The 24593-nt window shown below is 63.9% G+C and carries 23 protein-coding genes; 7 read left to right on the forward strand and 16 right to left on the reverse strand.

The features are described 5' to 3' along the window. Positions 1–8 precede the first annotated feature (8 nt). The 11 genes from rnr to radA form a co-directional block, all read right to left on the reverse strand. Positions 9–2327 (reverse strand): ribonuclease R, encoded by a 2319-nt coding sequence (gene rnr / locus ABVV53_RS11100; protein ID WP_353984489.1) that lies wholly within the window; start codon positions 2325–2327, stop codon positions 9–11. 59 nt (positions 2328–2386) lie between these two features. Continuing rightward, positions 2387–3727 (reverse strand): M20/M25/M40 family metallo-hydrolase, encoded by a 1341-nt coding sequence (locus tag ABVV53_RS11105; protein ID WP_353984490.1) that lies wholly within the window; start codon positions 3725–3727, stop codon positions 2387–2389. Positions 3728–3767: 40 nt separating this feature from the next. After that, the gene (locus tag ABVV53_RS11110) at positions 3768–4352 is read right to left on the reverse strand and encodes a DUF805 domain-containing protein (protein WP_353984491.1); all 585 of its coding nucleotides are present in this window, start codon (positions 4350–4352) and stop codon (positions 3768–3770) included. A gap of 19 nt (positions 4353–4371) precedes the next feature. Continuing rightward, the gene (gene proS, locus ABVV53_RS11115) at positions 4372–5919 is read right to left on the reverse strand and encodes a proline--tRNA ligase (protein WP_353984492.1); all 1548 of its coding nucleotides are present in this window, start codon (positions 5917–5919) and stop codon (positions 4372–4374) included. 32 nt (positions 5920–5951) lie between these two features. Then, the gene (locus ABVV53_RS11120) at positions 5952–6398 is read right to left on the reverse strand and encodes an NUDIX hydrolase (protein ID WP_353984493.1); all 447 of its coding nucleotides are present in this window, start codon (positions 6396–6398) and stop codon (positions 5952–5954) included. An 11-nt stretch (positions 6399–6409) separates the two neighbouring features. Beyond that, a complete protein-coding gene (phaR, locus tag ABVV53_RS11125; protein ID WP_353984494.1) occupies positions 6410–6964 on the reverse strand; it encodes a polyhydroxyalkanoate synthesis repressor PhaR in 555 nt (184 codons plus the stop codon). 102 nt (positions 6965–7066) lie between these two features. Continuing rightward, on the reverse strand, positions 7067–8122 hold the full coding sequence (locus ABVV53_RS11130; protein ID WP_353984495.1) for an alanine racemase: 1056 nt from the start codon (positions 8120–8122) through the stop codon (positions 7067–7069). Further along, positions 8112–9761 carry an MFS transporter gene (locus ABVV53_RS11135; RefSeq protein WP_353984496.1) on the reverse strand — a complete coding sequence of 550 codons (1650 nt, stop codon included), beginning with the start codon at positions 9759–9761 and terminating at the stop codon, positions 8112–8114. The genes ABVV53_RS11130 and ABVV53_RS11135 overlap by 11 nt, the downstream gene beginning before the upstream one ends. Before the next feature lie 36 nt (positions 9762–9797). Next, a complete protein-coding gene (locus ABVV53_RS11140; RefSeq protein WP_353984497.1) occupies positions 9798–10232 on the reverse strand; it encodes an iron-sulfur cluster assembly scaffold protein in 435 nt (144 codons plus the stop codon). A gap of 4 nt (positions 10233–10236) precedes the next feature. Beyond that, positions 10237–10770, reverse strand: a complete 534-nt coding sequence (locus ABVV53_RS11145) for a CvpA family protein (protein ID WP_353984498.1) — start codon at positions 10768–10770, stop codon at positions 10237–10239. 12 nt (positions 10771–10782) lie between these two features. Beyond that, positions 10783–12153, reverse strand: a complete 1371-nt coding sequence (gene radA / locus ABVV53_RS11150; RefSeq protein ID WP_353984499.1) for a DNA repair protein RadA — start codon at positions 12151–12153, stop codon at positions 10783–10785. A gap of 70 nt (positions 12154–12223) precedes the next feature. Between radA and ABVV53_RS11155 the strand changes: the two genes are divergently transcribed. Continuing rightward, entirely contained in the window at positions 12224–14530 is a 2307-nt protein-coding gene (locus ABVV53_RS11155) for a patatin-like protein (RefSeq protein WP_353984500.1), read from the forward strand. Positions 14531–14611: 81 nt separating this feature from the next. On the opposite strand, the gene dnaJ is transcribed toward ABVV53_RS11155, so the two are convergent. Next, positions 14612–15736, reverse strand: a complete 1125-nt coding sequence (gene dnaJ / locus ABVV53_RS11160; RefSeq protein WP_353984501.1) for a molecular chaperone DnaJ — start codon at positions 15734–15736, stop codon at positions 14612–14614. Between the two features lie 78 nt (positions 15737–15814). Further along, complete coding sequence (gene dnaK, locus ABVV53_RS11165; protein ID WP_353984502.1) at positions 15815–17734, reverse strand: molecular chaperone DnaK; 1920 nt, start codon at positions 17732–17734, stop codon at positions 15815–15817. Positions 17735–17947: 213 nt separating this feature from the next. Here dnaK and ABVV53_RS11170 point away from each other — a divergent pair, with 213 nt between their 5' ends. Both ABVV53_RS11170 and ABVV53_RS11175 read left to right on the forward strand, forming a co-directional pair. Further along, positions 17948–18466 carry a copper chaperone PCu(A)C gene (locus tag ABVV53_RS11170; protein WP_353984503.1) on the forward strand — a complete coding sequence of 173 codons (519 nt, stop codon included), beginning with the start codon at positions 17948–17950 and terminating at the stop codon, positions 18464–18466. A 164-nt stretch (positions 18467–18630) separates the two neighbouring features. After that, the gene (locus ABVV53_RS11175; RefSeq protein ID WP_353984504.1) at positions 18631–18966 is read left to right on the forward strand and encodes a hypothetical protein; all 336 of its coding nucleotides are present in this window, start codon (positions 18631–18633) and stop codon (positions 18964–18966) included. Positions 18967–19026: 60 nt separating this feature from the next. On the opposite strand, the gene ABVV53_RS11180 is transcribed toward ABVV53_RS11175, so the two are convergent. From ABVV53_RS11180 to hrcA, 3 genes are all read right to left on the reverse strand, one after another. Beyond that, positions 19027–19287 carry a glycine zipper domain-containing protein gene (locus ABVV53_RS11180; protein WP_353984505.1) on the reverse strand — a complete coding sequence of 87 codons (261 nt, stop codon included), beginning with the start codon at positions 19285–19287 and terminating at the stop codon, positions 19027–19029. A gap of 128 nt (positions 19288–19415) precedes the next feature. Beyond that, positions 19416–19994: a nucleotide exchange factor GrpE gene (grpE, locus tag ABVV53_RS11185; protein ID WP_353984506.1), complete on the reverse strand. Its 579-nt coding sequence runs from the start codon at positions 19992–19994 to the stop codon at positions 19416–19418. 16 nt (positions 19995–20010) lie between these two features. Continuing rightward, entirely contained in the window at positions 20011–21066 is a 1056-nt protein-coding gene (gene hrcA, locus ABVV53_RS11190) for a heat-inducible transcriptional repressor HrcA (protein ID WP_353984507.1), read from the reverse strand. A gap of 81 nt (positions 21067–21147) precedes the next feature. Between hrcA and rph the strand changes: the two genes are divergently transcribed. From rph to ABVV53_RS11210, 4 genes are read left to right on the forward strand one after another with little or no spacing between them, the layout of a single operon-like run. After that, positions 21148–21864: a ribonuclease PH gene (gene rph / locus ABVV53_RS11195; protein WP_353984508.1), complete on the forward strand. Its 717-nt coding sequence runs from the start codon at positions 21148–21150 to the stop codon at positions 21862–21864. Further along, the gene (rdgB, locus tag ABVV53_RS11200; protein WP_353984509.1) at positions 21861–22490 is read left to right on the forward strand and encodes an RdgB/HAM1 family non-canonical purine NTP pyrophosphatase; all 630 of its coding nucleotides are present in this window, start codon (positions 21861–21863) and stop codon (positions 22488–22490) included. The genes rph and rdgB overlap by 4 nt, the downstream gene beginning before the upstream one ends. A gap of 55 nt (positions 22491–22545) precedes the next feature. After that, on the forward strand, positions 22546–23697 hold the full coding sequence (hemW, locus tag ABVV53_RS11205; protein ID WP_353984510.1) for a radical SAM family heme chaperone HemW: 1152 nt from the start codon (positions 22546–22548) through the stop codon (positions 23695–23697). Further along, positions 23697–24587 carry a tyrosine recombinase XerC gene (locus tag ABVV53_RS11210; RefSeq protein ID WP_353984511.1) on the forward strand — a complete coding sequence of 297 codons (891 nt, stop codon included), beginning with the start codon at positions 23697–23699 and terminating at the stop codon, positions 24585–24587. Before hemW ends, ABVV53_RS11210 begins: the two co-directional genes overlap by 1 nt. Positions 24588–24593 lie beyond the last annotated feature (6 nt).

Genomic DNA, 24593 nt, shown 5'->3' on the forward strand with positions numbered 1-24593 from the left:
CGGGGGCGTCACCGCTTGCGCTTGCCTTGATGGCGGATGTTGCCGGGCCGCCCCCGCTTGCCAACGAGATGATTGCCGTGCTTCTTCAGCGGCATTGGCTTGCCACGTGGCTCGACAGGTGAAGAGCCACCCTCCGTCAGCTCGAACTTCAGCGCGCCGGTCAGCGGGTTGGCTTCTGCCAGGCGGAGCCGCAAGCGATCGCCTTGGGCATAGCGGGTGCCGCTTTCCTCGCCGACCAGCACTTGCGCCCGTTCATCATAGTGGAAACGCTCGTCGCCAAGCGTGGAGACAGGCACCAGTCCATCGCCACCCAGCCCCAAGATCGTGGCGAAGAAGCCGAACTTCTGCACACCAGTGACCCGCGTGTCGAAGACTTCGCCAACCCGGCTGGAGAGCCAGGCTGCCACATAGCGATCGATTGTCTCGCGCTCGGCTTCCATCGCCCGCCGCTCGGCCTGGCTGATGGCATCGCTGACTCGGGAGAGATCATCGCGATCCCGTTCTGACAGTCCGGACGTCTTCGGCAGGTCCGCCTTGGGTGCGGGCTGCTCCAGTCCGTACGCGTCAACCAGCGCACGGTGAACCAGCAGGTCCGCGTAGCGCCGGATCGGCGAGGTGAAGTGTGCGTAGGACGCCAGTGCCAGTCCGAAGTGGCCCGCGTTCTGGGGGCCGTAGTACGCCTGTGTCTGGCTGCGCAGCACGGCTTCCATTATCAGGGCGCGCTCGCTCTCGTCCGCTATGTCCTTGAGGATGCGGTTGAACAAGGTCGGCGTGACCACCTGCCCGAGCGCCAGCTTACGATCGAACGTAGCGAGGTAATCCTTGAGCGTCACCAGCTTCTCGCGGCTCGGCGGTTCGTGCACGCGATAGACCACTGGCGCGACTTTCGCTTCCAGCGCCTTGGCCGCAGCCACGTTGGCCGCGATCATGAAATCCTCGACGACGCGGTGTGCGTCCAGCCGCTCGCGAACCGCGATCTCAGCGATCCGACCGGCCTCATCCAGCATCACGCGCCGCTCTGGCAGTTCGAGTTCGAGCGGATCGCGGTTCTGGCGCGCGGTGGCCAGGGCACGCCATGCCGCCCACAAGTTCTGCAGCACGCTGATCTCGACGGCATCGGCAGCGGGCTGCTCCTGCTTGGACGAAGGCGTGAGTTCCTCCGTCTCGGCAGCATTGATCCGCCTTTGCGCCTCCTCGTAGGCGATCACTTCCGCGATCCGGACCAGCGCACGCGAGAAGCGCCACTCTGTGACGCGACCGCTCGCATCGATCCGCAAGTGGCACGCCATCGCGGCGCGGTCCTCACCCGCTCGCAGCGAGCAGACGTCCGCAGAGAGAACCTCCGGCAGCATCGGCACCACGCGATCGGGGAAATACACCGAGTTGCCGCGCTTACGCGCCTCGCGGTCCACGTCTCCGCCAGGGCGCACGTAGAATGACACATCGGCAATGGCGACGAGGGCGTGAAAGCCGCCTTCCCCGTCCGGTTCGGCCCAGATCGCGTCGTCGTGATCGCGGGCATCGGCGGGGTCGATGGCGACGATCGGCAGATGCCGCAGGTCCTCGCGATGATCGGGACTGAGCGGCAACTGAGCAGCGCGTCCGGCCTCGTCCACCGTCTCCTGCGTGAAGACGTTGGGGATGCCGTGCTTGTGGATGGCGATCAGACTGAAGGCGCGCGGAGCAAGCGGTTCGCCTAGGACTTGCGTGACCTTGACGCCCGATCGGGGCGAGCGCCCAGCAGGCTCGGCAAGAACCAGCTCGCCGTTCTCCGCGCCGCCGAGGTCTGCAATTGAGACGGCGTTGCGAATGCGCTTGTCGACCGGTGCGAGCCAGGCCTTGCCGGCGAGGTCGATCTCCACGACACCCAGAACCTGATCCTCGCGCGCGGCGATCTTCTTCATGGGATAGGCGCGCCAATTGCCCCCGCTCTCCTCGGTGCGAGCCAGCACGCGATCGCCCTTGCGAAGCGCCGGCTGCTGGCGTCTTCCGGAGCCCTTCTCGATCAGACGGATGCGCGGTGGGGGCGTGGCGTCATCGGGCTGCCACGTATCGGGCACCGCGATCGCCTCGCTGTCCTCGATATCCACAACCCGCAGCACGGTCACTTTCGGAACGCCACCCATGCGGTGATAGGCGGTGCGCTTGCCGTCGATCAGGCCCTCTTCAGCCATATCCTTGAGCAAGGACTTGAGCTGAATCTTTTCCTGCCCCTTCAGCCCGAAGGCGCGGGCGATCTCCCGCTTGCCCGCAGGTTCGGGGGAATCCTTGATGAAATCGAGGATCTGCTGACGGGACGGAAGGCCAGGGGCGTGCATTACAGGCATTGCCGCCGATCTAGGAACACACCTGCTCCGCCGCAATGGCTGCGCACAAGCGGGCGGCCTTATTCCTCCAGTGGCACGAAGGCTCCGCCCGGCACCGCAGCCGCGATCGGGCTCATCGCACCATTCGCGCCGCTTGCGCTGACACCGAACAGCCAGTCGTCCCCGCGAACCCCGTCGAGCCGGGTGCTGGTGGTGGTGAGGCCGGCCACCACGGGCTTCGCCTCCCATTCGGCCGCGTCAGTCCGCCGGCGCCAGACCGCATAGCTGCGCGCGCCGGGAACGGGCTCCCACTTGACGTCCGTATACGTCTGGACTGCTCCCTCCAAGTTCGGCGCAGGGGGCATCGGTGCGGACGCGAGCGCTGCAAGAGCCGCCACGTTGAGGCGGGTGACTTTAGCGAGATAGGGAAAGTCCATCTCGTCGATCGTGTCGCCGAACTTTACACCGTCTTCGGTCCGCAGGTCCTGATGCTGGTGTTCGTAGTCTTCAATCGCCACAGAGAAGCGCACGGCCGGATAGCCTGCTTCCTGGAACGGCAACTGGTCACCGCCGCGTCCCATGCGGTCGGCGCGCCAGACCTGACGAACTGCCAGCCCTCCATTCGCAGATGCATCCTCCGCGAGATCAGCAATAAAGCGTGAGAGGTTTCGGCTGGGGCTATCGTTCTCACCCCCGAAGCGGCGAGCCGCTGCGCGAGTGGCGTCAGTGGAGTCCGCGCGCGGGCCTTCGGAGAACACCCGTACGTGTGCGTCATCGACGAGGCCATCGGAGCCGCTGCTGTTGCCGACAATGTCGTTGTTCAGCACGGCCTTGAGCTTCCAGCCCTGCTTCTGCGCGTAGTCGGCCAACAGCTTGCTACCATACAGCCCCTGCTCCTCGCCGGAGAGCAAGGCGTAGACGATCGTGGTCGGGAACTTGCGCTGCGAGAGCACACGAGCGGCCTCCAGCACCAAAGCACTGCCCGAACCGTCATCGTTGGCGCCCGGTGCGTCGCTCGTTGCATCCATGACGTCGGACACGCGGCTGTCGATGTGCCCCTGCACGATCACCACTTCGTCGGGTCGTTCGGTGCCGCGCTGGACCGCTATGACATCAGCGAGGCGCACCGGCTTGGGAATGCGCGGGCCACTTGCCATCGTCTCGGGGACGGCAACCGTCAAGCAGCCGCCGCAAGCCTTGGATGTGCGCTGGAACTCCGCCTCAGCCCAACGGACAGCCGCGCCAATCCCGCGTCTGGGGTCGGTCTGCGTGGACAAAGTGTGCCGCGTTCCGAAGGAAACGAGCTTTTCCACGTCAGACCGCAGGCGCGCTTGCGAGACGTCACCCTTCTCAGGGGCAGCCAAGGCACCGGTGGAGAGAACAAGGGCGCAAGATGCGAAGGGAATCAGGAGATTGTGCATGCCGCAAGGTTGAACACTCCTGCAACAATGGCAAGGCTCCTCAATCTGCCGCCGGCGCTGCCCCATAGCGGTTGTCGGCCGGCGTTGAGGGCCAGATACCGAACACCACGACCAGAATCAGGGGAACCCACCCGAGAAGCCCCTGCAACAGGAACTGCCCCCGGAGCTCCTCAACCGCCTCCAGATCGCCGGTCTGCGCAAGCGCGACCATGCGAATAGCGTCGTCCATGGTCGCAAGCGCCATGATCACCGCCAGAACTTGCATCGCCGCCGCAACCACTGCGATCCATCCGGGCCGCCCGGAATCGTGCAATCGCCGGGCGAAGGCGGCGACCAGGAGCGCCGCGAGCGCAAGCGAAAGAACGGCCGACAGCCACATGCTGAACCGCATGATGTCGCCGATCCGCTCGAAGAGCCGCTGCTGCATCTCCGCCTCGCTAGCCCCTCTTTGCACCCGCACGAGGGCGTCGCCCATCATGCTTCCGGCGATGGGCACGGAAACGAGGAGTGAAATCGCTGTATGCAATAAGGCCAGGAAAAGGACGTAGAGCCAGAAGGTAGAGCGGCTGTCACGCCCGCCAAAATCGGTAAGGTGCGTCAGGTTGTACTTGATCGCCTTCAACATGTGCTGCCCCCGCCTGGGCTCAATACGCCCTTGCGACGTATATCCTCTCAACCGCCGGGCGATCTGTAAAGATGCAGGGTCCGGAAACTTCGGCACCGTTCATCGGGGTGTTGCGGATGGTGAGCTTGAGCGCTTTCAGCCGCTGAACAACGGCGTCAAGCTCCGCACCCGACGGGCGGGACCACACCACCTCAGCCCAACCTGGGTAGCGCTTGTCCTCAGAGAAGAAAGCCGCCAGCGCATCGAAGCTATCGACCTTCTCGATCTTGGCGTCGCGCTTCGCCTTCGCTTCATTGAAGAGCGACGCCTGGATGTCCTCCAACTCGGCGACGGCACGTGCGACGAACTCGTCCTTGGCGAGACCCACGAAGTTCGCCTTCGCCGCTGCATTCCACAGGCGGTCGCGGCGTAGCATCGACACCTGACCGCCCGCTGCATCGCGTCCGCCGATCTCGAGCACCAGAGGCACGCCTTTCTTGACCCAGGACCAACGCTTCTGCGTGGCCTTTCCGGGCCGCTTGTCCAGTAGAACACGCACCGGTTCGCTGAACGCGGTGAGCGCCGATAGCGCCTTGGTGAGGTCGGCGCAGTAAGCGAGCAGCGCCTCATCCTCAGGACCGTCGCGCAGCATCGGCAACACGACAATCTGGTGCGGTGCCACCATGGGCGGTACGCGCAACCCGTCGTCATCACCATGCGTCATGATGAGGCCGCCAATCATGCGCGTCGACGTGCCCCAGCTCGTCGTATGGCAGTACTGCTGCACGCCTTCCTTGTCCTGGTACTGGATGCCGGCGGCGTGCGCGAAACCAGTCCCGAGGTAGTGCGACGTACCAGCCTGCAGCGCCTTGCCGTCCTGCATCATCGCTTCGATGGAATAGGTTGCGACAGCACCGGGAAAGCGCTCATTCTCCGGCTTCTCGCCGGCGATCACCGGCATCGCCAGCTCCGTCTCGGCAAAGTCACGATACATCTCCAACGCTCGGAGCGTCTCGACCATGGCGTCATCGCGATCGGCGTGGGCGGTGTGGCCCTCCTGCCAAAGGAATTCGCTGGTGCGCAGGAACATGCGCGTGCGCATCTCCCATCGCACGACGTTCGCCCACTGGTTGGTGAGCAGCGGCAGGTCCCGCCAGGACTGCACCCAGCGCGACATCGCGGCACCAATTACGGTTTCGGACGTGGGCCGCACGATCAGCGGCTCTTCAAGTTTTGCCTCGGGATCCGGGGTCAGCCCGCCCTTACCGTCACTGACCAAGCGATGATGAGTGACCACCGCCATCTCCTTGGCGAAGCCTTCGACGTGCTCTGCCTCTTTCGCGAAGTAGGAGAGCGGGATGAACAACGGGAAGTAACAGTTCTGCACACCCGCAGCCTTGATGCGATCATCCATCAGGCGCTGGATCCGCTCCCAGATGCCATAGCCCCACGGCTTGATGACCATGCAACCGCGCACGCCGGACTCCTCTGCCATTTCGGCTTCGGAAATCACCTCCTGGTACCATTGGGCGAAATCGTCTTCGCGCTTGGTGTTGAGGGCATGGCGAATGGCGGGGCTCTGATTCATGCAGCCGCTGTTAGCCGCACTCGCGCGCAGGTTCAAACAAGAGCCGCAAGAAGATCCGGCAGGTCCTCAGGATACCACAGCTCGTCCAGCACGGTCAGTTCATCCGGCGTGAACCAGCGCCAGCTGCGCATGACCTCTCGTTCGAGCTCGGTGTGTCCGCCCGTGTCGATGCTCCCCGGGTCAGCGTCCGGGGGGAGCACAACCCGGAAGTATCGCTCATCAGCAATGACGGGAACACCTTCGATGGTAATGAACTCAGCCATCTTGCGAGCGATCTGCGGACCCGGATCAGCGCGGATACCAGTCTCCTCCCACAATTCGCGCCGTGCCGCCTCCTCGTAGCTCTCGCCCGGATCGAGCGCTCCGCCAGGTGTACACCAGAAAGGCGGACGCCCCGCCGGATCAAAGCGGAACAGAAGCACGCGGCCGGCGGCATCGAGCAGGAGAATGCGCGCGGCAGGACGCGAAACCCGGTGCATTCGTGCTCAGCTTACTTGCCGAGCTCGTCCAGACGCTTCTGAATGTCGGCCATCTGCTCACGCAGCGCAGCAAGGTCGCTTGCCGACTCTCCCTCTGGCGCAGGTTGCTGGGGCTTTTCGGCACCGGGCATGAAGGCCGTCGCAGCGGCTTTGAACATCGCCATGTTCTGTTCGGCCAGCTTGGCGAGAGGATTGTTGCCAAGGCTGTTTTCGAACGCCTGGTGCAGTTTCGACTGGTTCGCGCGGAAATTCTCCATGGAAGCTTCCAGGTAGTGCGGGATCAGCGACTGCATCGAATTGCCGTACATGCCGATCAATTCGCGAAGGAAGTTCACCGGCAGCATCTGCTCGCCGTTGGACTCCTCTTCCATAATGATCTGCGTAAGAATCGTGTGCGTGATGTCGACTCCACTCTTGGCATCCAGCACTTTGTAATTGATGCCTTCGCGTGTCATGTTCGCGAGGTGCTCCAGAGTGATGTAGCTCGAAGATCGCGTATTGTAGAGCCGCCGGTTGGCGTACTTCTTGATGATTACCGTCTCGCCGCCATCCGTCGCATCAGCCATCACTTTTCCCCGGTTTTTTCTATCGACTGATAGCTAACACCCCAGCGTGCTGCGGTGCAACCATTTTGCTGCGCAGCATCGCCGCAACAAAAGCAAAGAAATTCAGCGCTGAAAACGCGCGCCGAGCAGGGTCAACAACTCATACTGCGAAAGGCCGGACGCGATTGCAGCGTCGGGCAAGTGGTACCCGGCTTCGACCCAGTCGCCCTCCTTCAGGTCCGGCGCATTCCCGAGATCGATCACGGTCATGTCCATGCTGACGCGCCCCAACACAGGAAGAACGGACCCGCCTGCCCGCAGCAGGCCCTTGCCGGACCAGCAGCGCAAGTATCCGTCGGCATAGCCAAGCGCGATCGTTCCGACCCGCATCGGCTGCTGCGCCACGTACGTTGCGTTATAGCCCACAGCCTCGCCCGGCCCGATTTCGCGCACTTGCATGATCGCGGCCTGGGGACGCACAACTTGTCGGATCACTCCGCGAAGAGCCTCACAGGGAATGCCGCCATAAAGCGCCAGGCCAGGCCGGGTCAGATCGCCGTGATACTCGGCCCCGAGTGCGATGCCCGCGCTGTTCGCGAGACTGGCGCGCCGGTGCGGTACGACGGCTCGTGCTTCGCGCCAGCGGCCGAGCTGCAGCGCATTGAGCGGTGATTCTTCCTCCGCCGCAGCGAGGTGGGAGAGCAGCACGTCCACTTCAAGCGAGCTGACAGCCTCATCGCCAAGCTCCGTCATCGGCAGTCCGAGACGATTGATCCCGGTGTCGACCATGAGATCACACCGCCCGCCTCCCACGTCGTGCCACCGTCGCGCCTGCACGAGCGAGTTGATCACCGGCTTTACGCCGACCGCTTTCAGCCACTGCGCATCCGCATCGCTGACGGGACCATGGAGCACGCTGAGCGCGGCCGGATCGATCAGATCCAGCAAGGACGCAGCCTCTCCTGCATGCGCCACGAAGAAATCGCGACACCCCGCCTGCAACAACTCCGGCACAATACCGCGCGCGCCCAGTCCGTATCCATTCGCCTTCACGGCCGCGCCAGCGCTTGCCGCGCCGGACAACCGTTTCAGTTCGCGCCAGTTCCCACGCAGAGCATCACGATCAATGGCGAGCCTCAGCGCCGCCGGGGGCGGCGCCAGACGGGTGTCAGGCATCATCTTCGAATTCACGCGGCGGTCCACCTTTGAGCCCCCACATGCCGACCACCAGCGCGACGGCAACGACAACCCAAGTGTACCACAAGCCAGAGTAGGCGTTCCCGGTCTTGGCAATGATATAGCTTGCGATCAGCGGTAGGAAGCCGCCCAAATATCCTGCTCCGATGTGGTAGGGGATCGACATCGAACTGTAGCGGATCTTGGGAGGAAACATTTCGGTCAGCAGCGCCGCAACCGAGCCGTACGTCAGCCCTGACAAGGCGCCCAGGAGAAGCAGCAGCGCTCCAATCATCAAGAGACTGCCAAGCGGCGGCACCTGCTTCGAAAAGTTGTAACCTGCCGCTTCCAGGCGACTTCGCAAGTCTGCCATTCTGGCGGCATTGTCGGCCCAGGCAAGCGCGTCTTCTCCGTCGAGGGCGTAACGGCGCTCTCCGATCGCCATCTGCAGATCCGGGGTGCGTCCTGCCTCGTCGAGATCATACGGAATGCCCATGGCGGTGAGATCGGCGAGGAGCTTGCCACAGTTTGTCGCCTGCTCGGAGGCGAACGGATCGTAGCTGCAATCCCATCCCGAGATGACCACCGGCGCACGGTCCGCTGCTTGCGACAGGCCGGGGTTGGCGAAGTGCCCGAGCCCCCAGAATACGGGGAAGAGCAGCAGCAGCGTGAGGAAGTCACCCCAGATGATGGGTTTCTTGCGGCCGACGCGATCCGAAAGCTTGCCGAAGATCACGAAGAAAACCATCGAGATCAGGCCGGCGAGACCGACCACGATTTCGGCCGCCGTCTCATCCACGCGCATCGGTCCCTTGAGGAAGGAGAGGCTGGAGAAGAAAGCGGTGTACCAGATCGTCGTCAGCCCGCCCGTCACACCGAAGAGCGCAACGAAGATGCGCTTCTTGTTGCCCGGGTAGGTGAAGCTCTCGACAAAGGGGTTTCCGGCGATCTCTCCGGCTTCGCGCATCGCCTTGAAAACGGGGCTCTCGTTGAGCTTGAGCCGCATGTAGAGCGAGACTGCCAGCAGTGCGAGGCTGAGCAGGAACGGCAACCGCCAGCCCCACTCCGCAAATGCATCAGCAGGAATGAGGAACCGACAGGCCAGCACCACCATGACGCTTAGAACGAACCCGCCCACTACGCTCGCCTGGATGTAGCCCGTGTAGTAGCCGCGCCGGTCCGTTGGCGCATGCTCGGCCACGTAGATAGCGGCGCCACCGTATTCTCCGCCCAAGGCCAGGCCCTGCAGGATGCGCAGCACGATGACGATCAGCGGCGCGGCAATGCCTATAGTGGCAGCCGAAGGGATCAGACCGACGCCCGCAGTGGCTATGCCCATGAGCGTGACCGTGACGAGGAAGGTGTACTTGCGGCCAAGCTTGTCACCCAGATAGCCGAAGAGGATCGCCCCGAGTGGACGAAACCCGAACCCGACCGCGAACCCGGCCCAGACCAGGAGAAGCTGTAGGGTCTCGTTATCCGCCGGGAAGAACGCGCGGCCGATGAGCCCCGCAAGCGTTCCATAGATGAAGAAGTCGTACCATTCGAACACTGTTCCGGCCGAAGATGCCGCGATCACCAGGCGGATATCGGACGCACTCGGCTCGAGATGGCCAGGCTTTCCGGCGACTGCTTCAGCCATTCTCTCCGCTTCCCCCAAGTTGCTCTTGGCCGGGCCTTAGCTCTGGTCGCGCGGTGAGGAAAGCAGTTGCAGCGCCGCAGTCCACGGCAACATCAGCGCACCGTGCCGCCCTGGATAGTCGCGCGCCGCAGCAATCTCGCCCAGGGTCGGCCAGTCCGGTAGCTCTGCTTCTCCAGCCAGCCAGCGGGTCACCGCCTCTGCCGCTGTCGCTACCTCGGTGCCGCTACGACCCTGCGCGCCTTGGGCGAAAATCGCCGCCGACGCTTGCCCGATGGCGCAGGCTTGGGTGCGCAGCCCGACACGGGCGATGCGGCCGTCATTGTCAAGCGACAACCCCAAAGTCAGCGTGCTGCCACAGCTGCGAGAGCGTGCGTCGGCTCGCAACCGCAAGTCATCGTTGAGCGGGTAGGCGGCCAAGCTGGTAGCAAGCGCGAGAACGTCAGGCGTGTACAGGAGCGCTGCCGAGGCCATGCAGCTATTCGCTTTCACTTGGCGAGGCTATCTCGGCCTCCGCGGCCTCGCGCCGGCGTTCTGCGATCAGCTGGACGAGCGACTTGCTGGCGGCGTCAATGAACGGATAAGTTCTGGCCTGCGTGATCCACGTTGGACGGCCACCGGCGCCCCAAACCGTATCGTAGCCCAGCACCAGCACAGAGAAGGCAAGAACGACGATGATCACGCCCTTCACTGCGCCAAACCCAAATCCCAGCACTCTGTCGATCGGACCCAGCACTGAGCTTCGGCTTCTCCGCCCTGCCCAGTTGGCAATCAGCTTCATCAGGGCATAGGGCACGATGAGCAGCAAAGCGAAGGACAGCACCGCGGCGCCAGACTCGGTGCCGATATGCGGCGCCAGTGCCGCATTCAGCGGCGTGTGCAGCAAACGGATGGCGAGGATTGCCGCGATCCAGGCGACGAGCGCAAGGATCTCCTGCACAAAGCCACGCATGAAGCCGGTAACGGCACCCATCCCCACAAGCAGGAGAACTGCAATATCGAAGCCGGTCATCTGCCCGCCACTTTATGAAGTCGAAAGCACCCGGTCAACGAGGTTCGGCAGCAGCGTCAGCCCGTCGTAGCGCAAGCCCTTCTCCGGCGCTCCTCCCGAGCTGGCCGGACCGAAGGCCCGCCCAAAGCCCAGCTTGGCGGCTTCGCGCTGGCGGATAGCGGCATGGGCGACGGGCCGGATTTCCCCCGCCAGGGAAACTTCGCCGAACCAGACGACATCACCGCCAAGGGGCTTATCTCCGAGCGCCGAGACAAGAGCTGCGGCAACCGCGAGATCTGCGGCCGGATCAGCCAGCCTGTAGCCACCGGCAACGTTGAGATAGACTTCGGCGTTGGAGAAATTGAGGCCGCAGCGCGCCTCCAGGACTGCAAGCAGCATCGCCAGCCGTCCAGTGTCCCAACCAACAACCGCCCGTCGCGGAGTTGCGCCGCTCTGCAGTCGCACAATCAGCGCCTGGATCTCGACCAGCACCGGACGCGTGCCTTCCATGGCAGGAAACACGGCACTGCCGGCGACCGGCTCGTCGCGTCCGGAAAGGAAGAGCAGCGAAGGGTTGCCGACCTCTGCAAGCCCCTGCCCTTCCATGGCAAAAACGCCGATCTCGTCCACAGGTCCGAAGCGATTCTTGATGCTGCGCAGGATGCGGTACTGATGGCTCCGCTCGCCCTCGAAGCTCATGACCACGTCCACCATGTGTTCGAGCACGCGCGGACCCGCGATCGAACCGTCCTTGGTGACGTGGCCCACGAGAACCAGCGTAACGCCGTTTTCCTTGGCATACCGGATCAGTTCGAAGGCGCAGCCGCGCACCTGACTGACAGTACCGGGCGCCCCCTCGATCTGATCGGAGTGCATGGTCTGGATGGAATCGATCACCAGCAGCGCTGGCGGAGCCATGCCGCCCAAGGTCGTCAGAATATCGCGGACCGAGGTCGCCGCAGCCAGCCTGATCGGCGCGTCAGACAAGGCAAGCCGCTCCGCCCGCAGCCTTACCTGGCCCGCCGCTTCCTCGCCGCTCACATACACGGCGTCCCCTCCCGCTTTGGCGACATGTGCGGCCGCTTGCAGCAACAGAGTCGATTTGCCGATGCCGGGATCGCCGCCCATGAGAATGGCAGATCCGGGCACGAGACCACCACCCAGAGCGCGATCGAACTCGGCAAGCCCGCTGGTCCGCCGAACCAGCCTCTCACCCGGCGCGTCCAGCGGCTCGAAGCGGATCGGCCGGCCGCCTGAGGAGAGGTCGTGCTTGGACGAGAACACCGTCTGCGGCGCTTCCTCAGACAGCGTGTTCCACTCGCTGCAGTCAGCGCATTGCCCTTGCCAGCGGTTTGAGACGCTGCCGCAGGCCTGGCAGACAAATCGGCGTTTGGGCTTGACCATCCCGCACGCCTATCCGGAACATTGCGCGAACGCAATTGCCAAGCGCTCAGATGCTACTAGATGCAGAGGGATGCGGCACAAAGAACTGCGGATCGCGCTCGTCTGCTATGGTGGGATAAGCCTGGCAGTCTACATGCATGGGGTCACCAAGGAGCTGTGGAAGCTGCTGCGCGCCAGCAGGTGCTTCCATGCGGGGGAGACCAACAGCGAGAGCAGCGAGGGCGTCTATGGACGACTGCTGGAGCGCTTGCGAGACGAGCACGGTCACTGCATCTCGGTCATGACCGACATCGTCGCAGGAGCAAGCGCTGGCGGGATCAACTCGGTATTCCTGGCGCAGGCGATCCATTCCGGACAATCGCTGGACCCGTTGACCGAGCTGTGGCTTTCCGAAGCCGACATCGACATCCTGCTCGACCCCGATGCGAAGCCGGGTGCGCGCACCGCCAAGTTCTGGATGATGCCGGCCGTGTCGTATCTCCTGCAGCGCCCCGGCAACGGGGTGAGCAGCTCGGTTTCGCCTGAGACGCGCGAGGAAGTGCGCGAGAAGCTCTCCCGTCTGATCCGCTCACGCTGGTTCGAGCCGCCGTTCAGCGGCATCGGCCTCTCACGCCTGTTCACGCGGGCGCTGAGCGCAATGGCGGATCAGCCGGCCGGAGATCCATTGCTCCCGCCCGGGCACCCGATCGATCTGTTCGTGACGGCGACCGACTTCGGCGGCCAGCTACGACCGCTGCGCCTTCATTCTCCCGAACTTGTTTATGAAAGCGAGCACCGCCTCTCCATCGGTTTTCGCGGGATCACTCCGGGAAAACCGGGTCAGCCGCTCGCCCCGCTGCTGGATCTGGTCTTCGCCACCCGCGCAACGTCGAGTTTCCCGGGCGCCTTCCCACCGCTGCAAGTGGCGGAGATCGAAACTCTGGCCCAGGAGGAAGACCTCTCGTGGGAGAGCCGCGATGCATTCCTCACCCGAATCATGCCCGAGCACGCGCGAGAGGATGATCTGGAGCAAGTTGCGCTGATCGATGGTTCCGTTCTCGTCAACGCACCTTTCGCGGACGCCATGGCCGTTCTGCGCGACCGCCCGGCGCACCGCGAAGTGGATCGACGCTTCGTCTATATCGACCCCACTCCGCACCACACTTTCCCACGCGAGCAGCGTGACCCTAATGAACCGCCCGGTTTCATCGCCACGATCTTTGGCGCTGTCTCCGCCATTCCTCGGGAACAGCCGATCCGCGACAACCTGGAAGCACTTGAAAGTGCCTCACAGGAAACGGCGACGCTGCGGGCGATTGTCGATTCATTGCGTCCAGAGATAGAGGACGCCGTCGAAAGGTTGTTCGGGCGGACCCTGTTCCTGAGCCGTCCCACGCCAAAGCGCCTGAGCACCTGGCGCGCTAAGTCACAGCAGGCTGCCTGGGAACAGGCGGGCTTCGCGTACCACGGCTATTCGCAAGTGAAGTTTGCAGGCATTCTCGCCATGCTTGCGCGCATCATCGTGCAAGCAGCGCCGTCCCTTGGATCGCGCCAGCCCGTTAGCGACGCGCTTGCGGCTCATCTGGCGACACAAGGTCTCGACCGGCTCTCCGCCTTGCGCGGTGGTGCCTCGTCCCACGCGGTTGAGTTCTTTCGGGAACACGACTTGGCTTTCCGCATTCGCAGGCTTCGGCTTCTGGCTCGCCGTGCGATTGAGGAGAAGTTCGCCGATAGCGAGCCGGACGAGAATGCTGCCGATCACATGCTCGGCATCATCTACGAGGGGCTGGCGCTGTATCAGGCGAAGGAGCCAGTATGCGCGCTAGGGCCTGAGTTCGACGAGCTTGCAGCAAACGCGTTCAAGGACCCGCGCGCTGTCATCGCCTTTATAGCTAACCAGCGAGGCCTCCCGGCCCTCGACGCCAAGGTGGACGCTATGATTGCAGCTGCTCTGGGCGAAATGTCCCCGGCATCACGCAGGCGCCTGCTCCTCGCGTATCTCGGCTTCCCGTTCTATGACACGGTTACTCTGCCCCTACTGCGCGGCGAGGGCACCAACGAGTTCGACCCGGCGAAAGTGGACCGGATCTCGCCGGACGACTGCCATGCCATCCCAAGCCACGGATCACTGCGCGGCACCGAGTTCTACAACTTCGGAGCATTCTTCAGCCGCGCCTATCGCGAACACGACTACTTGTGGGGCCGTCTGCACGGTGCCCAGCGGCTGATCGATCTCGTCGCGTCAGCGGTGGAGGACCGGCAGATCGGAGTAGAGGAACTGGACCAATTCAAACGAGAAGCCTTCCTCGCGATTCTGGACGAAGAGGAAAGCCGACTCACAAACGATCCAGCGCTGATCGCAGGCATTCGCAGCACGCTCGAGTCACCATCTGGTTGAGGCCCCGGGGAATCCCACTGAGGAGCGGGATCCGGAGCAAACCGAGCGCAGGCGCCGGCGTTACGCCAGCGCCTGCAAGCCTCAATCCGTGATACCTGTCCAGGCATCCTTGATGCGCTCGAAAAAGCTTTTGGAGTCCGGGCACTCGTCGCCCGTCTCGGTTTCCTGCAATTCGCGCAGAAGTTCCTTCTGCCGAGCCGTGAGGCGAGTTGGCGTTTCGATCGTGATCTCGATGACCAGATCGCCTCGCCCGCGGCCCTGCAGCACCGGCATTCCGGCCCCGCGCTTGCGCAACTGCTTACCGGACTGGATGCCCGCTGGAATGTCGAGAGACAGCCGCTCACCGTCCACGCCGGGTATTTCGATATGGCCGCCCAGCGCGGCCGTCGTGAAAGTGATCGGAACACGCGTAAGCAGAGTGGTGCTTTCGCGCTCGAATACGTCGTGCCGCTTAACGTGCAGGAAGATATAGAGATCGCCCGGAGGAGCACCGAACGGGCCGGCCTCTCCTTTACCCGACAAACGAATTCGAGTTCCGGAGTCCACGCCAGGCGGGATGTCCACTTCGAGCCGCTGCGGTTTGTCGACCCGCCCTTCCCCTCTGCAGGAACGGCAGGGCTTCTCGATTACTTCACCGCGGCCGTTACATGTCGGGCAGGTGCGCTCGACCATGAAGAAGCCTTGCTGCGCGCGCACCTTCCCGTGGCCACCACACATAGCGCAGCGCCGCGCGCCCGTGCCTGGTTCAGCGCCCGAGCCATGGCACGGCTCACACGCCTGCGAGACTTCTATGTTGACCTCAGTCTTCTTGCCATGGAACGCTTCCTCAAGCGTGATCTCCATGTCGTAGCGCAAGTCTGCGCCGCGGCGCGCCTGCTGCCGCCCGCCGCCACCGAAGGCCTGGCCGAAGATGGACTCGAAAATGTCGCCAAAATCGCCGAAGTCTGCTCCGTGCTGACCTCCGGCGCCACCGTTTTGGAACGCGGCATGGCCATAGCGGTCGTATGCGGCACGCTTCTGCGGGTCCTTGAGGCAGTCGTAGGCGACGCTGATCGCCTTGAACTTGGCCTCGGACTCCTTGCAGCCCGGATTCTTGTCCGGGTGGTACTTCATCGCGAGCTTGCGATAAGACGACTTGATCGTCTTATCGTCGGCCGTCCGCTCGCACTCGAGCAGTTCGTAAAAGTCGATTTCAGTAGCTGACACGTTTTTCTTCCCCGGAAGACAACCTAACCCCCACCGGCACGAGATGCACCGGCGGGGGTTGCGGTTTTCATCAGGTTATCAGCCCTTGTTCTCGTCGACTTCCGAGAACTCGGCATCGACCACGTCCTCGTCGCCATCGGAGGAGGCGCTGGCGCCGCCTTCCGGAGAAGCGCCCGAAGCCTGCTCGCGCTCATAGATGGCCTGACCCATCTTCATCGCGACTTCAGTGAGAGCCTGCGACTTGGCTGTGATCTCAGCGGTATCACCGCTTTCGATCGCAGTCTTGGCCTCAGCAATCGCGCTCTCAATGTCGGACTTGAGCGAAGCGTCGATTTTGTCGCCGTTCTCCGCCAACTGCTGCTCGGTCGCGTGGACCAGGCTTTCGGCGTTGTTCTTCGCCTCGGCAGCCTCGCGGCGCTTCTTGTCTTCCTCGGCGAACTTCTCGGCATCACGAACCATCTGGTCGATATCGGAGTCGGAGAGACCGCCCGAAGCCTGGATGCGGATCTGCTGCTCCTTGCCCGTGCCCTTGTCCTTGGCGGACACGTTCACGATACCGTTCGCATCGATGTCGAAGGTGACCTCGATCTGGGGCACGCCGCGACGCGCCGGCGGGATGCCGACGAGGTCGAACTGACCCAGCATCTTGTTGTCCTGCGCCATCTCGCGCTCGCCCTGGAACACGCGTATCGTGACGGCCTGCTGGTTGTCCTCGGCGGTCGAGTAGACCTGGCTCTTCTTAGTCGGGATCGTCGTGTTGCGATCGATCATCTTGGTCATGATGCCACCCAGCGTCTCGATACCCAGCGAGAGCGGAGTGACGTCGAGCAACAGCACGTCCTTGACGTCGCCCTGCAGCACGCCGGCCTGAATTGCCGCGCCCATGGCGACGACTTCATCCGGGTTCACGCCCGTGTGGGGCTCCTTGCCGAAGAACTCTTTCACAACTTCGCGAACGCGCGGCATGCGGGTCATGCCGCCTACCAGCACAACATCGTCGATGTCCTTGGCGGTAAGGCCGGCATCGGCGATCGCCTTGCGGCAAGGCTCAAGCGTACGCTGGATCAGATCGGCGACCATCTTCTCGAGGTCGGCGCGCGTGATCGTCTCGACCAAGTGAAGCGGAGTGGTGCTGCCACCTTCCATGCGCGCGGTTATGAACGGCAAGTTGATCTCGGTTGTCGCGGTGGACGACAGTTCGATTTTCGCCTTTTCGGCCGCTTCCTTCAGGCGCTGCAGGGCAAGCTTGTCAGTGCGGAGATCCATGTTCTCCTTGGCCTTGAACTTGTCGGCCAGCCACTCGACGAGCTTGGAGTCGAAGTCCTCACCACCCAGGAAGGTGTCGCCGTTGGTCGACTTCACCTCGAACACGCCGTCGCCGATCTCCAGGACCGAAACGTCGAACGTACCGCCGCCAAGGTCGTAGACCGCGATGGTCTTGCCATCCTGCTTGTCGAGGCCATAGGCCAGCGCAGCAGCGGTCGGCTCGTTGATGATACGCAGCACTTCAAGGCCGGCGATCTGGCCGGCGTCCTTGGTCGCCTGGCGCTGCGCGTCGTTGAAGTAAGCCGGCACGGTGATGACCGCCTGCGTGACCGTCTCACCCAGATAGCTCTCGGCGGTTTCCTTCATCTTCTGCAGGATGAAGGCGCTGATCTGCGAGGGCGAATAGTCTTCGCCGCCAGCGCTGACCCACGCGTCGCCGTTCTTGCCACGGGTGATGGTATACGGGACGAGCTCGGTATCCTTCTTGGTCACCGGATCGTCGAAGCGGCGGCCGATCAGGCGCTTCACCGCGAAAATTGTGTTGTCGCCGTTGGTGACCGCCTGGCGCTTCGCCGGCTGGCCGATCAGGCGCTCGCCGTCCTTCGTGAAGGCGACGATCGAAGGCGTTGTGCGCGCGCCTTCCGAATTCTCGATCACCTTGGGCTTGCCGCCGTCCATGACCGCGATGCAGCTGTTGGTGGTGCCAAGGTCGATACCGATAACTTTAGCCATTATCCCCATTTCCTCACGTCATTGATGACACCGCGCGGATCGCCTCCCCCTGCGGAGCAAGGCGGCTTGGCGGCTCGGACGTCCCTCATCAAGGGCATGTCGTCGCGGCGCGATATAGGAGTGGTTTTGCTTGGCACAAGAGCGGTGTGCAGGCATGACGCGACCCAGTTTCGGACACCAGTGCGCAACACCGCAAGAAAGGAATATCGAGCCATGACAACGCTTCGCTCGCTCATGTTGGCTGGCCTTGTCGCCACGGCCGTAAACCTCAGCGCCTGCGATAGCCCCGAGCCTCCGGCCGCCGAGGAGACGGCCGTCCCGATGGCAACTTCCGCCAGTATCGGACCAAGCGCGAAGCCCGGCGTGAACGCGGCCGAGGGTCGGCTCGTGCTTCCCGTCATCGCTGGCCGTCCTGGCGTTGTTTATTTCAAAGCGACCAACAACAACGAGGCCGCCGTCTCCCTGGCGGCGGTGCATGTCGAAGGCGTGGGCAAGGCAGAGATGCACCGCACCGAGGGCGGCAAGATGGCTGCCGTAGACCGGGTGGAAATCGCTCCTAAGGCTGAAATCGCTTTCGAACCGGGCGGCCTGCACGTGATGGCATTCGAGGTCGACAACTCGCTTCAACCCGGTGGCTCGACTGAGATGACGCTGACTTTCGCGGACGGAGACAAGCTGTCGATGCCGATAAAGGTGGAGACGATGGGGGCCAGCACGGAGGCGGCACGCTGAGGGCGGTAGCTCATCCGGGCTGCAGTTGCGCGCCGGGGGGCGAGCGCCCTCTGACAACAGGCGAACGCAATCTTGTCCGGTCGGTGTTCGGCGACGCAGTTGATTGCAACCCAGTCCGAGTGAAGCGGCGGCGCTGGTTCCCATTTCAGCCCGTCAACACCCTGATGGCACCGACTGGGCACATTCACTTCCATCCAGCGTCCCGGCACTATGTGGACGATTTCGCCGCGACAGGGCTGCAGGCACAAGCGCTGTTTCTGCACGAGATTACGCATGTGTGGCAAACGCAGTGCAAGGGCCGGTGGTACTTGCCACTCGCCCGCCATCTGCTCTGCCGCTACGACTATTCGCTCAAGCCGGGATGGCCGCTCGAGCGCTACGGGATAGAGCAGCAGGCCGAGATCGTGCGCCACGTGTTCCTGCTCGAGCGCGGCGTACATGTGCCGGGCGCTCCGCCTCTGGCATCTTACCGAGGAATTCTGCCGTTCGCAGGAGCCTAAACCGCGGACAAAAAAATGGCGCGGGGGTTGCCCGCGCCATTTCGATAGCTTGATGCCGGATCAGCAGTCCCGGTCATAGTAGCGCCGGCCGTCGCGATCATAGCGATAGCAGCCGCCGTTGCGATCCTTCTCGACCTGCGAGCCAGCAACACCGCCTGCCGCCGCACCGATCGCAGCACCCGCTGCGACGTCACCTGCAAGTGCTCCGACGCCAGCACCGAGGGCACCGCCAGCCAGAGCACCTTCGCCCGAATAGTTCGAAGCGCAACCACCCAGCGACAGCGCGCCAGCAGCAATGACGGGAAGAATGAGCTTACGCATGATTATCTCCGTGACCCAACAAATATTGTTCGGGGTTAACGGAGACCCGCCGCCCTTGTTCCTTCCACATCAACAATCCGTCGCATCCAGGTGTACTATGGCCGAAAGCGTTCCAATTGAAGCCGGTTTCAGTCCGGCTTCTTGGCGACCGCAACCATCGCCGGACGCAGCAGCCGGTCCTTGATCATGTATCCCGCCTGCAGCTCCTGCACGATCGTGCCGGGCTCAGCCTCTGCGGAGGGCACCTCGATCATGGCCTGGTGCTGATTGGGATCAAGCGGCAGGCCCATCGCGGCAATGCGGCTGATGCCGTGCGCGGCGAAGACCTTGTCGATTTCGCGGCCCGTCGCCTCGATGCCGGAGACGAGGTTTTTCATCTTCTCGTCCTCGCGCAGCTCTGCCGGGATAGCAGAGAGCGCACGCGACAGATTGTCAGCGACTGACAAGATATCTCGCGCAAAGCCGGTGGCCGCATAAGCGCGGGTATCCGCGATGTCCTTTTCTAGCCGGCGGCGCACGTTCTGCGTCTCGGCGCGAGCGTAGAGCATGTCCTGCTTGGCCACCTCTAGCTCCTCGCGCAGACGTGCCAGTTCGTCCGCCTCGCGATCGGCGGTTCCGGCGTTCTTCTCGAGCAGTTCCTCAGGAACGCCCTTCAATTCCTCCGCAGCAGCCTTGTCTTCGTGAGGCTGCGTCTTGTCTTCAGTCATGTCCGTTGAATTCCAGCTAACCGATGAATTTATCCAGGCTCCGGCCCAGGCTCCGAGCGGTGAAGTCCACCATGGGGACGACACGCGCATAGTTCAACCGAGTTGGCCCGATAACCCCCACAACTCCGATCACGCGTCCCTCGCGGTCGCGATAGGGAGACGCGATCACAGATGAACCGGACAACGCGAAAAGGCGGTTCTCGGATCCAATGAAAATTCGGGTCGCCCGAGCGTCCCGAGCCATGTCGAGCAAGTCGGCCACGGACTGCTTGTTCTCAAGGTCGTCCAGCAGCGACCGTACCCGCTCAAGGTCGGAGACGGCGCTTTCGTCGAGCAGGTTTGCCTGCCCGCGCACGATCAGCACGGGCCGGCGCGCCGCATCCTCGCTCCAGACGGCGATGCCGCGTTCGATAAGATCGTGACTGGCGGCATCCAGCGCGCTGCGACCGGACGCGATATCCGTGCGCATGGCCATTCCCGCTTCTGCCAGCGTGCGACCCGCCAGATGGGCGGTGATGTAGTTGGAAGCTTCCTCCAGCGCTGCCGCCTGGACCGGCGCCGCGAGTTCGATGATCCTGTTCTCCACAGCGCCGTCGTCGCCCACCATGATGGCGAGCACGCGTCGCTCCGCGATAGAGACGAGTGACAGCTGCTTCAGCCGCGCCTCGCGCTGCGGGACCATGACTACGCCGGCACAGGCGGACAGATCCGAGAGGATCGCGCTCGTCGCCTCCAATGCTGCCTCGATCGGGCCCGGTTCGGCAAGGCGGCTCTGGATCGCCGCACGCTCCTCGCGCGTGGGCTCGGCGACTTGCATCATCCCGTCCACGAACAGGCGCAGCCCCGATTCGGTCGGGAGCCGGCCCGCGCTGGTGTGCGGTGCTGCGAGGAGGCCGAGTTTCTCAAGGTCGGCCAGCACCGAGCGGATCGACGCCGGCGACAGGTTCAAGGCCCCGCCACCTGCCAGCGTACGGGAGCCGACCGGGACGCCGGTGTCGAGATACTCCTCAACCACGAGCCGAAAGATCTCGCGCGCACGGGTCGTCAGTTCAAGAAAGGGAGGAGTCGCCACGCTCCGCAATTTAGGGATGGTGCTTGCAGCCTCAAGCCCGTTCAGCCAATGGCGCCTCACGAATTCACGAGAGGAACACTCATGCGACCTTCCGGCCGCGCGCCCGACGAGATGCGCGCTATCGACATCCAGACCGGTTTCACCAAGCATGCGGAAGGCTCTGCGCTGATCTCGTTCGGCGACACCCGGGTCCTCGTCACCGCCTCGGTGGAGGAAAAGGTCCCGCCGTTCCTGCGCGGCAAGGGCGAAGGCTGGGTCACCGCCGAGTACTCGATGCTCCCGCGCGCCACGCACACGCGCGGCAGTCGCGAGGCTGCGAAGGGCAAGCAGTCCGGCCGCACGCAGGAAATCCAGCGCTTGATCGGCCGATCCTTACGCGCCGTGGTCGACATGAAGAAGCTGGGCGAGCGCCAGATCGTGCTCGACTGCGACGTGATCCAGGCGGACGGCGGCACCCGCACGGCCTCGATCTCGGGCGCATGGGTCGCGCTGCGCCTTGCGGTCGACAAGCTGCTGGCCGAGGGAAAAATCAAGGAAGACCCGATCACCGCTCGCGTCGCCGCCATCTCCTGCGGCATTCATGAAGGCACGCCCGTGCTCGATCTCGACTACATCGAGGACAGCAACGCCCATGCCGATGCGAACTTCGTGCTGATCGAAGGTGGTCTCATCGCCGAAGCGCAGGCGACCGCCGAGGGCGCGCCTTACGACGAGGAAGCCCTGCTGCGCCTGCTGCGCCTCGCCCGCATCGGTTGCGAACGCATCTTCGCGGCACAGGCCAAGGCGACCGGACGGTGAGCCGCCGGCTCGAGGGGAAGCGCCTGCTCATTGCCACGCACAATGCGGGCAAGCTGAAGGAGATCGGCGCTCTCCTCGCGCCTTACGGCATCGAGTGCCTCTCGGCAGGGGCGCTCGGCCTGCCGGAGCCGGAGGAAACCGGCATCACTTTCGCCGAGAACGCCCTCCTCAAGGCCCGGGCCGCGGCAAAGGCTGCGCAGATCCCGGCGCTCGCGGACGACAGCGGCCTGTCTGTGACCGCACTGGGCGGTCGGCCTGGCGTCTACACCGCGGATTGGGCGGAGCGGCAGTGGTTCGAGGGTCCCTTGGGCCGAGACTGGTACATGGCAATGGGCAAAGTCGAAGGGTTGCTCTGCGAAGCCGGGACCGAGGTCGATCGCTCCTGCTGGTTCTCCTGCGTCCTGGCTCTAGCCTGGCCCGAAGGGGACAGCGTCGTCTATGAAGGCCGGGTCCACGGCACTTATTCCTGGCCACCGCGAGGGACCATGGGGTTCGGCTATGACCCCGTGTTCGTGCCTCAGGGCCGAGACGTCACCTTTGCCGAACTGCCCCCGGAAGAGAAGCACCGCATCAGCCACCGCGCCGACGCCTTCGCCAAGCTCGTCGCCGACCAGTTCGGCCACTGACGTCCCCTCTCCTCGTTAGAGTGGCCGCAGCTGTGCGGAGTTGCTAGGGAGCGCCATGGCCCGCGCCCTCTACATCCACTGGCCGTTCTGTCTGGCGAAGTGCCCCTACTGCGACTTCAACAGCCATGTGCGCGACCGGATCGATCATGACATCTGGGAGCGAACTCTGCTCGCCGACATGCGGCGGGAAGCAGAATGCGCGAGCGGTGAGACGCTCACCTCGATCTTCTTCGGGGGAGGCACGCCTTCGCTGATGCCTCCTGCCCTGGTTGCCCGCTTGCTGGAAGAAGCGGAGCGCCTGTGGGGCTTCGATAGCAGCATCGAGATCACGCTGGAGGGCAACCCGTCTTCCGTCGAAGCGGCCAACTACGCCGCACTGGCAGCGGTCGGCATCAACCGCGCCTCGCTCGGCCTGCAGGCACTGGACAATTCCACGTTGCGTTTCCTGGGTCGGCTGCACGATGCTGCCGAGGGCCTCGCGGCGCTTGAAGTCGCGCAGCGGCATTTCGGGCGCGTGACCTTTGACCTGATCTACGCACGCCCTGGGCAGACCCCCGAGGCGTGGGATGCTGAACTGGCGCGTGCAATAGGCCTCGGCACCGGGCACCTGTCGCTGTACCAGCTCACCATCGAGCCGGGCACCCGCTTCGAGACGCTGGTGCGAAAAGGCGAGTTCACGCCGCTCGACGACGATGCGGCGGCCGATCTGTTCGACCTCACGCGCGAGCGTACCGCTGCAGCCGGGCTCCCGAGCTACGAGATCAGCAATCACGCGCGCGCGGGCGAGCAGAGCCGCCATAACTTGGCGTACTGGCGCTACCAGGACTACTGCGGCATCGGCCCCGGTGCGCATGGCCGCCGCGCTGGCGTGGCAACAGTCCGACACCGCAAGCCGGAGAACTGGCTTGCTGCGGTTTCGCAGCAGGGCGATGGAATCGCGGAGGCTCGCCAGCTCGGGCAGCGTGAGCAGGCTGCCGAAGCCATGCTGATGGGCCTGCGCCTCGCCGAAGGTGTCGATCTCTACGCTGTGTCCCAGCGTGTGGGCGTGCCCGCGTCTAAGCTATGTGTCGAAGAGAAGCTAACATTCTACGCTGACCAAGGGCTCGCCTGGCGTCGCGGCACCCGTATCGGAGTGACGGAGGCGGGCATGCCGCTCCTCGACGCCCTGCTGGCCGAGCTTGTACCAGAAGCGCTCGTTGCGGCGTGATGACACGCGCTGACGTCCTCGAAGCATGGGGTGCTCACCTCGACCAGGACAGGCGCCGCTCAGCACACACGATTCGAGCTTATCTGGCGACCGCGGCGCGCCTGATCGGACACAAGGATTGGGACTGGCCGACGCTTGCCCGAATCGATGCGACAGCCTTGCGCAGCCATCTCGCCGGCCGCCGCGCTGACGGTATCGGCAATAGCTCGGCGGCTCGCGAGCTCTCCGCGCTCAAGGCGTTCCTCGCTTTCGCACGCCAGCAGGCAGGAACAGACACGGCGCCGCCGCGCCTGCGCGGGCCGCGCGTGAAAAAGGGGCTGCCACGGCCTGTCACGCCCGATGAAGCGGTCAACCTCGCCGTTGCAGTGGAAGAAGACTCGGCGGAACCTTGGATCGGTGCGCGTGATCGTGCCGTGCTGCTGCTTCTTTACGGAGCGGGGTTGCGGATCGCAGAAGCGCTTTCGCTGACCGGAGCCGCGCTGCCGCTGGGAGAGACCCTGGTGGTGACCGGCAAGGGCAACAAGCAGCGCGTTGTGCCGCTGCTTCCGATCGTGCGCGAGGCTATCGCAGACTATCTCGCGAAATCACCCTGGCCAGTCGGTCGCGAGGAGTCGGTGTTCCGCGGCGCAAAAGGCGGCCCGCTTTCGCAAGGCATGGTGCAAAAGGCGGTGGCACGCGCGCGCGTATCGCTTGGCCTACCACCTACGGCCACGCCGCACGCGTTGCGCCACAGCTTTGCGACGCACTTGCTGGGCGCGGGCGCGGACTTGCGCTCGCTTCAGGAGTTGCTGGGTCACGCAAGCCTGGGCTCGACGCAGATCTATACCAAAGTCGATGCCGCCACTTTGCTCGACGTCTACCGCAGCGCGCATCCTCGAGAGAACGGCTGATGCATG

This window comes from Novosphingobium kalidii, from assembly GCF_040534015.1.
Lineage (GTDB): Bacteria > Pseudomonadota > Alphaproteobacteria > Sphingomonadales > Sphingomonadaceae > Novosphingobium > Novosphingobium kalidii.